The 6150-nt window shown below is 44.1% G+C and carries 8 protein-coding genes; 5 read left to right on the forward strand and 3 right to left on the reverse strand.

The features are described 5' to 3' along the window. The first annotated feature begins 24 nt into the window (after positions 1-24). From BAA9072_RS22170 to proC, 5 genes are all read left to right on the forward strand, one after another. On the forward strand, positions 25-762 hold the full coding sequence (locus BAA9072_RS22170; protein ID WP_201716751.1) for an alpha/beta hydrolase: 738 nt from the start codon (positions 25-27) through the stop codon (positions 760-762). Positions 763-878: 116 nt separating this feature from the next. Next, the gene (locus tag BAA9072_RS22175) at positions 879-1193 is read left to right on the forward strand and encodes a YciI family protein (RefSeq protein WP_201716752.1); all 315 of its coding nucleotides are present in this window, start codon (positions 879-881) and stop codon (positions 1191-1193) included. Between the two features lie 16 nt (positions 1194-1209). Continuing rightward, positions 1210-2232, forward strand: a complete 1023-nt coding sequence (locus BAA9072_RS22180) for a phosphotransferase enzyme family protein (RefSeq protein ID WP_201716753.1) — start codon at positions 1210-1212, stop codon at positions 2230-2232. Continuing rightward, positions 2229-2432 (forward strand): hypothetical protein, encoded by a 204-nt coding sequence (locus BAA9072_RS22185; protein ID WP_201716754.1) that lies wholly within the window; start codon positions 2229-2231, stop codon positions 2430-2432. The genes BAA9072_RS22180 and BAA9072_RS22185 overlap by 4 nt, the downstream gene beginning before the upstream one ends. 124 nt (positions 2433-2556) lie before the next feature. Beyond that, the gene (gene proC / locus BAA9072_RS22190; protein ID WP_201716755.1) at positions 2557-3363 is read left to right on the forward strand and encodes a pyrroline-5-carboxylate reductase; all 807 of its coding nucleotides are present in this window, start codon (positions 2557-2559) and stop codon (positions 3361-3363) included. A 353-nt stretch (positions 3364-3716) separates the two neighbouring features. Here proC and BAA9072_RS22195 read toward each other — a convergent pair whose 3' ends face one another. The 3 genes from BAA9072_RS22195 to BAA9072_RS22205 all read right to left on the reverse strand — a co-directional run bounded on the left by BAA9072_RS22195 (position 3717) and on the right by BAA9072_RS22205 (position 5905). Beyond that, on the reverse strand, positions 3717-4370 hold the full coding sequence (locus tag BAA9072_RS22195) for an SIMPL domain-containing protein (protein WP_201716756.1): 654 nt from the start codon (positions 4368-4370) through the stop codon (positions 3717-3719). Positions 4371-4378: 8 nt separating this feature from the next. Next, positions 4379-4867 carry a hypothetical protein gene (locus BAA9072_RS22200; RefSeq protein WP_201716757.1) on the reverse strand — a complete coding sequence of 163 codons (489 nt, stop codon included), beginning with the start codon at positions 4865-4867 and terminating at the stop codon, positions 4379-4381. An 87-nt stretch (positions 4868-4954) separates the two neighbouring features. Beyond that, positions 4955-5905, reverse strand: a complete 951-nt coding sequence (locus BAA9072_RS22205; RefSeq protein ID WP_201716758.1) for an L-lactate dehydrogenase — start codon at positions 5903-5905, stop codon at positions 4955-4957. Positions 5906-6150: the final 245 nt, after the last annotated feature.

Below are 6150 nucleotides of genomic sequence, written 5' to 3' on the forward strand. Positions count from 1 at the left end.
AATTTTCATATAGGGGTGTGAGATTTGAAAAAAGTATTGAAATGGACAGGAATTACATTTCTCGCGGTTGTAATAGTTGGTTTTCTAGGTTTTTATATTTGGTCGGAACAATCATATTCAGCAACAGGAGAACTGTTGGATAAAGTCAGGATGGATAAAGATCCTTTGATCGAAGAAAAAGATGACTGGCTCATTTTTAACAGCGAGGATTCAAATGGCAAAGGTCTGATTCTTTATCCCGGAGCAAAGGTTGAAGTGGAGGCATATGGGTATATCGGGAAGTCTTTATCCGAAAAGGGCTATACCGTCGTCCTTCCGAGGATGCCCTTTCATATTGCTTTTCTTGGGATAAATGAATCTGAAAAGATCATCAATGACATTGATGAAACCACTGATTGGTATGTGTCCGGTCATTCTTTAGGAGGTGTGGCTGCCGCTTCTTATACCTATGATCATCAAGATGAGGTGAAAGGGGTGATTTTCCTCGCGTCTTATCCAGCGAAATCGACCGACTTTTCAAGTAGTGATATACCAGTCCTCAGCATCTACGCAGAAAACGATGGACTTACTACAGGGTATGACATTGAAAAAAGTAAGGCGTTATTACCGCCAAACGCAACCTTTCATAGAATTAGTGGAGGCAACCACGCGGGATTCGGTGTCTACGGTCCTCAAAAAGGGGATCGTAAAGCCAGTATCACTGCATGGGAGCAACAGGATGAAATCATACAGACGATGGACCGATGGATGAAGGACCATTAATCCTGACTCACATTTTACAGTTGTCCATTGTTGAGTGCGAGAGGCTTTCTTTGAATGGGGAAAAAGGGTTATTCATCATCTAAGTCGTATAAGTATTGTTGAAGGGAGAGGGAGAAATGGAATTTATTTATGTACTAAAGCTGATTCCACGCTTACATAAAGAAGACAGTTGGACAGACGAGGATGAAGGAATTGTTCAACGTCACTTTACCAGGTTGAAGGAAATGACTGAATCAGGGGACGTAATCCTTGCGGGGAGAACGTTGAACGAAGAGGAAAATGCCTTTGGAATCGTGGTATTCGAAGCGGATGACGAAAAGCAGGCAAAGGCCATGATGAAAGCCGACCCGGCCGTGAAGGAAGGCATCATGAGAGCAGAACTCTTTCCATACCGGGTGGCCCTCCTAAGAAAAGAAACCAATAACGTTTAGAGCAGGAGAAGATTGGATGGAAAAATGGATTGAAGAACTATTTACAGATGACTTGTTAAAGGACGCGGCCGCTCGCTTCAGCTGTGAAACGTCAAGGGCGAAAAAGCTTGGTGATTTTGAAAACTATGTGTATGAGGTACATCGGAAAGGGATTCCTTATATCCTCCGTTTGACCCACAGTTCCCATCGTTCCACAGGGGAAGTGGAAGCAGAGTTGAATTGGATCAATCATTTACATAAACATAGAGTGAATGTTTCCCTTGTGAATCATTCTGACGAAGGTAACCTTGTGGAAGTCATTAAATCGCGTGAAACGTATTTCATAGCCTGCTTATTTGACAAAGCTCCGGGAGTTCCTGTGAAGGTGAATGATCCCTTATTTAATGATCAACTCTTTTATAAATGGGGAAGACTCACAGGTCACATGCATAGGGTAACAAAGGGATACGATCAGGATGAATACAGGCGTGAGCGCTGGGATCAGGATGATGTGTTGAATTATGAGAAATATGTAACGTCTCCTCTAGACAAGGGAATTATTGAAAAAGGCAATCAAAACAAGGAATGGATCAGCAGCTTTATAGAGACACAGGATTCGTTTGGACTCATTCATTCCGACATCCATCCGGGTAACTTCTTTTATCACGAAGGTGATCTCCATGTGTTCGACTTTGATGATAGTACGCAATTCTTTTTTGTAAGTGACGTGGCCATTCCCCTCTATTATTCGGTATGGTGGAAGTTTCGAAATGAGACGCTCGAAACACGCAGTCAATTCGGGGAACGATTCCTTATCGCATTTCTTCAAGGATATATGACGGAGTGTGAGATCGAGGAAGAATGGGTCAAGCGCATTCCCCATTTCCTGCTTCTCAGAGACATGACTCTGTACTCTGTCTTCCACAAAAAATGGGATGTAGAGAATTTGTCGGAAGGTGAGCGTTCGTTGTTGTCACAAATCAGGGAGCGATTACACCACGATGAACCTATCGTCGACTTGAACTATGGGAAAATCCTTGGTGAGGTGCAAACAAGATGATCTGGGCGTTACTGATTACCGGGGGAATCATCGGGTTATTCATCAGGCTGATGAAGTTGACCTTCAAGAGTGGATACGGTATGTCAGAAGACTTGTTCGATCAGCCGGTGTATGTGAAAACGTGCAATCAGTGTTATAAAAAAATTCCAAAGAATTATACAAAATCACTTTGTCCCAATTGCGGGAAGTTGGTGGAATGATTGAAAGGCTTGCAGGAGTATTCCTCCGTAGCCTTTTGTTGTTTTAGGTCTGATACATTTTATTAGGCTTGAAAGTTTGGTATGATTCTAAGGACTGTTTACATACAAATGAGAGGTGAATAATATGGATAGAACCATTGGATTTATAGGGTGCGGTAATATGGCTCAAGCCATCATGGGAGGAATATTGAAATCCGGCCATGTGGCTCGCCAATCCGTTCGTGCAAGTGCCCGGTCACAGGAAACACTTGATATGGTGGCAGAAAAATTTGGAGTGAAGACGACGAATGATAATCAGGATGTAGCGGCTTTTTCAGATATTGTTTTCCTGGCAGTAAAACCCGATCAATATAAGGAATTGATTGAATCAATTAAAGATTCTCTGAAAAAAGAAGCTATCATCATGACCATTGCGGCAGGAATCACGATCGAATGGATGGAGGAGCAGATTTCCCCTTCTGCAAAAATCGTACGGACCATGCCGAATACTCCGTCTCTTGTAGGAGAAGGAATGACGGCGTATTGTGTAAATGGAGAAATAACAAAAAGCGATCTAGAAGATGTGCAGGCAATCTTAGAAAGCTTCGGAAAAGCGGAACAGGTCGAAGAAAGCTTGATGGATGCAATACCGGCTGTGAGTGGATCCTCTCCTGCCTACGCGTTTATGTTCATTGAAGCGCTTGCCGATGGAGCCGTTCTCCAGGGTATCCCGAGAAAGCAGGCTTATCAGCTCGCCGCACAGGCTGTACTGGGAGCTGCAAAAATGGTCCTTGAAACCGGCACCCATCCAGGAGAACTAAAGGATGCCGTATGTTCACCTGGTGGAGCAACGATTGAAGCGGTAGCCACCCTTGAAAAACATCAATTTAAAGGAGCTGTATTATCTGCAATGGAAGCCTGCGGGCGGAAATCAAAGTCCCTGGGTGAATAGAGTGGAAGGCATAGAACAAACTCTCTGAACTCATCTGAATTGCACGTGCAAATTTGAACGGGACTTGAAGAATCCTGAATGAACATACTGTGGGCAACCTTCTGGAAAAGGAAGAGAACATCACTGTTCTTTACTAAATTTCATTCACACATTGATTAAGGGTATTTTGGATGGGAAGTGATAGGGGAAGGCGCGGAATATTAAAAAACGACGCAAATAGTACTAACAACCCTCTTAAAGGGAGGGGAGAGTCCTTCATTGTGGGCACATTTCTATGATGCTCATCACTTCTCCTGGACCCCTTCTAATCTAAAAAACTGCCCCAGTAGCAATCTACTCCGGCAGTTTTTTGTTTAATTGGTTCTGAAGTCTACAGTAATGATAGCTGTTACGGCGATTTGACCCGGTTGTACGGCTGTACTTTCCTCTGCTGCTTTGACGAAGGCGGTATTCATAAAAGGAGCGGCTGCAGGACTAGATTGTTCTGTAATGGACTTCGGATGAGGATTGAGCTGTTGATTGGACTGGCTTGATAATGTAAGTGCTTTTTGGAATGCCTTTTGATAAGCGGCAGCAAGAGCCTGTTGGTAGGATTCAATGGGATTGGACTGGACGAATTGAATGTTTTCCACACGATTTGCTCCGCTTTTTATGGCATCATCGATGATCATACCAACGTTTTCTATTGACTTGATGGTGACCCTGAACACCTGTCTGACTTCATAACCAGTGAAGACCTGTTTTCCATCCTCAAAATTGTACTGGGGAAATACTTGATAGGTGGATGTCTGGATATCTTTTTTTGCTACTCCGTTGTTAAGAAGGGACTGGACGACTTTACTGGATTGTTGCCGGTTCTGATTCTGTGCTGTTTCAAGCTCTTTATCATTGGTGACAACGCCAATAGAGACGACGGCTTGATCCGGATCCACATATAGTGTGTGTTCCCCTGTCACGGTTATAATACCATTCGAAGAATTGGTTCGATAGTAAGGATAGGAATGCATGATGAAACCTACACACACGTAAAGGATTCAATTTTATCCAAATCGATGCCGAAGTAAACCCATGTGAAACCAATCCATCTCCATCCGGCAATGGAGCGGCGTCCTACAAAAACGGGATAGAACCAGAAAGCATCTCGTCTTAGCCAAATATAGGTATATCGAAATAAACATCTTCTGATGGCACCGGAATCTACTGCGAAGGTGCTTGGTCCACCCTGCGTCCCTTGAAGTGCCGTTTTTTGCGGTTGGAAGTTCGGTGGTGGCCCGGGTGGTGGTTGGTTTTGTCCGCCTTGCCCGCTTGAAGGGGGTGGTGACCCTTGGCCTCCACCGGGAAAACCAGGGAAACCTCCGCCACCGGAGCCCTGGCCACCGCCTGGAAATCCAGGAATACCGGGGAATCCTCCGCCTGACCCCTGTCCTCCGCCGGGAAAACCGGGAAATCCGCCGCTGGATCCTCCGCCGGGAAAGCCGGGAAATAATTGTCTGTGATCGTACATAGAAGAACCTCCTCATAAAGATTTCTCTTTATCTTATGAGGAGGCGGAATGGGCGTGCGTGTCTGATCCTTTAGAAGAGATGATGAATCAAGCTTCCAACGAATTCTTCATGACGTTTTTCAATGTTTCTGCTGAATGGGTGAACTGAGTTTTTTCTTTTTCGTTCAACGGAAGCTCGACAACTTTTCGGACGCCCCCGCGGTTAATGATGGCCGGGACACCAATATAAATATCTTGTTCCTGGTTTTCTCCTTCGAGGAGGGCAGAAACGGTCAAAATGCTGTTTTCGTTATTAAAGATGGCTTTGGTAATCCGGGCAAGACCCATGGCGATTCCATAGTACGTTGCCCCTTTCCGTTCTATGATGTGGTAGGCTGCATCCCTTACATTGATAAAGATGTCATTGAGATCTTTCTGGACATTCTCCTGTTCCATCTCGATAAGTTCATTTAACTGACTTGCACCAATCGTCGTATGGCTCCATACCGGGAACTCTGTGTCACCATGTTCCCCCATGATATAGGCGTGTATATTTCTGGTATCAATATCAAAGTGCTCTCCAACCAAGTAACGGAGTCTGGCGGTATCAAGAATCGTTCCAGACCCGATGACTCTTTCTTTCGGCAGGCCGGAAAATTTCCACGTCGCATACGTTAAGATATCTACGGGATTTGTCGCCACGAGGAAGATTCCATTGAAACCACTATCCATGACAGATCCTACGATATTTTTGAAGATTTTTATATTCTTCTCAACAAGGTCCAGACGAGTTTCACCTGGCTGCTGATTTGCCCCGGCTGTGATCACGACTATATCAGAATCTTTACAATCACTGTAATCGCCGGCATAAATCTTCATCGGGGAAGCAAAAGCCAGACCATGTTTTAAATCCCTTGCATCTCCGTCGGCTTTCTCTTTATTCAAATCGATCATCACAAGCTCATGGGCAATTCCTTGATTGAGAAGAGCGAAGGCATAACTTGAACCAACAAATCCTGTACCAATTAGAGCTACCTTGTTTGTGCATTTGATTGTCATACGTCATCACCTATTCATTAATTATTTGTCCATCCGTTGATACTGTATATCATCCCGATGGGTGGATAAGTAGAATGTAATGAAGCTACGATCCTTCTGGTATTGTGAAACTGTTCACAATAAAATCATAACACGATTCATACTGATATTCTATTCATAAACGTATCATATCGTATATTTTGTGAATAAATTCACAAACTTGTCACAGGAGGGACGGACCTTGATTCCTAGGACCTGGTCCTAGG

This window comes from Rossellomorea arthrocnemi (assembly GCF_904424705.1).
Taxonomy (GTDB): domain Bacteria; phylum Bacillota; class Bacilli; order Bacillales; family Bacillaceae_B; genus Rossellomorea; species Rossellomorea arthrocnemi.